The 1,334-nt window shown below is 36.8% G+C and carries 3 protein-coding genes and 1 pseudogene; all 4 read right to left on the reverse strand.

What is annotated here, in order from left to right; genetic code table 11:
- Positions 1 to 41: 41 nt before the first annotated feature.
- The gene (locus tag ACFILT_RS03210; RefSeq protein WP_005864994.1) at positions 42 to 437 is read right to left on the reverse strand and encodes a type II toxin-antitoxin system HicB family antitoxin; all 396 of its coding nucleotides are present in this window, start codon (positions 435 to 437) and stop codon (positions 42 to 44) included.
- Positions 434 to 634: a type II toxin-antitoxin system HicA family toxin gene (locus tag ACFILT_RS03215; RefSeq protein WP_375674282.1), complete on the reverse strand. Its 201-nt coding sequence runs from the start codon at positions 632 to 634 to the stop codon at positions 434 to 436. Before ACFILT_RS03215 ends, ACFILT_RS03210 begins: the two co-directional genes overlap by 4 nt.
- 65 nt (positions 635 to 699) lie before the next feature.
- Complete coding sequence (locus tag ACFILT_RS03220) at positions 700 to 1,236, reverse strand: hypothetical protein (RefSeq protein ID WP_375679565.1); 537 nt, start codon at positions 1,234 to 1,236, stop codon at positions 700 to 702.
- 10 nt (positions 1,237 to 1,246) lie between these two features.
- Positions 1,247 to 1,334, reverse strand: a pseudogene (locus tag ACFILT_RS03225) (single-stranded DNA-binding protein); the annotation flags it as partial.

The following is a 1,334-nucleotide window of genomic DNA, read 5'->3' on the forward strand; positions in this document are numbered from 1 at the left end:
AAAAAAAAATCGAGAGTGAGAAATTTCTCCAGATTGATGAGCTAAATATTAAGCTCGTGACGCGCTGCTGTTGCCAAAAAAGCAGATCTCGTTAAGCCTCTTTCTTGTGCACAATCATCAATTGCACGCAAAAGCCCTCTTTCAATAGATATGTTCGTACGTACTACTTCTGCATCATTTTCAATAAAGGGGACTTGTATTAAAAAAGCTCCTTCTGACAAAGCTGTTTTGACAGATTCCCGTTGTATGACTTCTTCAAATTTTGAAGGAATAGGCACTATATCTATATCTTCACAATAAAGTTGAAGTGCTTCTGTTGCATTTGCGATTAAATTTTCTTCCTCATCAGCAGCAGAAAAAAGCCCCTCAAAATCAGGAAACTGAACACCAAAAGCAGAATCTTCATCTTTATGAACAAGAGCAAAAAATCTTTTCATTTTTCTTCTCCTTCTTTTAACCAACCTGCTTGTTGTGCGATAGAACGTGCTGTACCAATCGGAAGATTTTTTTTAGGATGTGGAACAATAACAACCTTACCATCTTTTTTTAATTTATGATGAGAACCTTTTACTTTGACAAGTTCAAAGCCATCACGCTTTAATTTTGCAATGATTTTTCGGCTATCTTGTTCCATTTCCTAAACTCATAATGTGTAAATATATACACATTAATGATTTTTCATCTGATGTCAATTCTTTTTTAACGGCTAAAGTGCTTATAAAGCGCATTAAGAGCAATGCGCAATGAAAGCACAAGGTGTGGTAGTGATTGATCTTCTATGACAAGATACTGTAATGCAGCATGAAGGTTATATTGACGGTGTAAACATTGAGCTTCTTGAACAACATTTTTTACAGCTAAAAGATGTTCTGTTGCTATCTGTACCCATTTCTCTCTTGCTCCGTTATCAGAAGTTGTAGGCATTTCATCATAAATTGCATTAGGCAAAGCTTTTGCACATAGGTAATTGTTTTTCACTTCAAGATATTTTTGCGCAGCATCATATTGGTCTTGATTGATTTCGCCTTGCAAATAAAGCCGCCCGATATAGGTACCGGAAAGCGGATTTTTAGCCTCTTCTATGGTCAAACAGAAGCGTTTGGCACGCATTTCAAGTGCTAATTTATCCATGGATTCATGCGGTGTTTTTGCTCGTGAGATGCGTCCATTTGGTTCTCTGATACACCCTTTAATCCGAGGACGATCACGTTTTGCATGTTTTTTTCTTTTAGCCATATTTTTTCAATCAGAATGGGACGCTATCGTTAAGAGCTGTTCTATAATCTTGAGCACCTGAAGCGATAGCATAATTTTGAGAAGTAATGGGTGAAGGG

It is taken from the genome of Bartonella sp. AP7XZML (assembly GCF_042195745.1).
GTDB lineage: Bacteria > Pseudomonadota > Alphaproteobacteria > Rhizobiales > Rhizobiaceae > Bartonella.

Coding starts and splice junctions, on each gene's coding strand:
- ACFILT_RS03215 (WP_375674282.1), bottom strand. CDS start 634: ATGGAACAAGATAGCCGAAAAATCATTGCAAAATTAAAGCGTGATGGC.
- ACFILT_RS03220 (WP_375679565.1), bottom strand. CDS start 1,236: ATGGCTAAAAGAAAAAAACATGCAAAACGTGATCGTCCTCGGATTAAA.
- ACFILT_RS03210 (WP_005864994.1), bottom strand. CDS start 437: ATGAAAAGATTTTTTGCTCTTGTTCATAAAGATGAAGATTCTGCTTTT.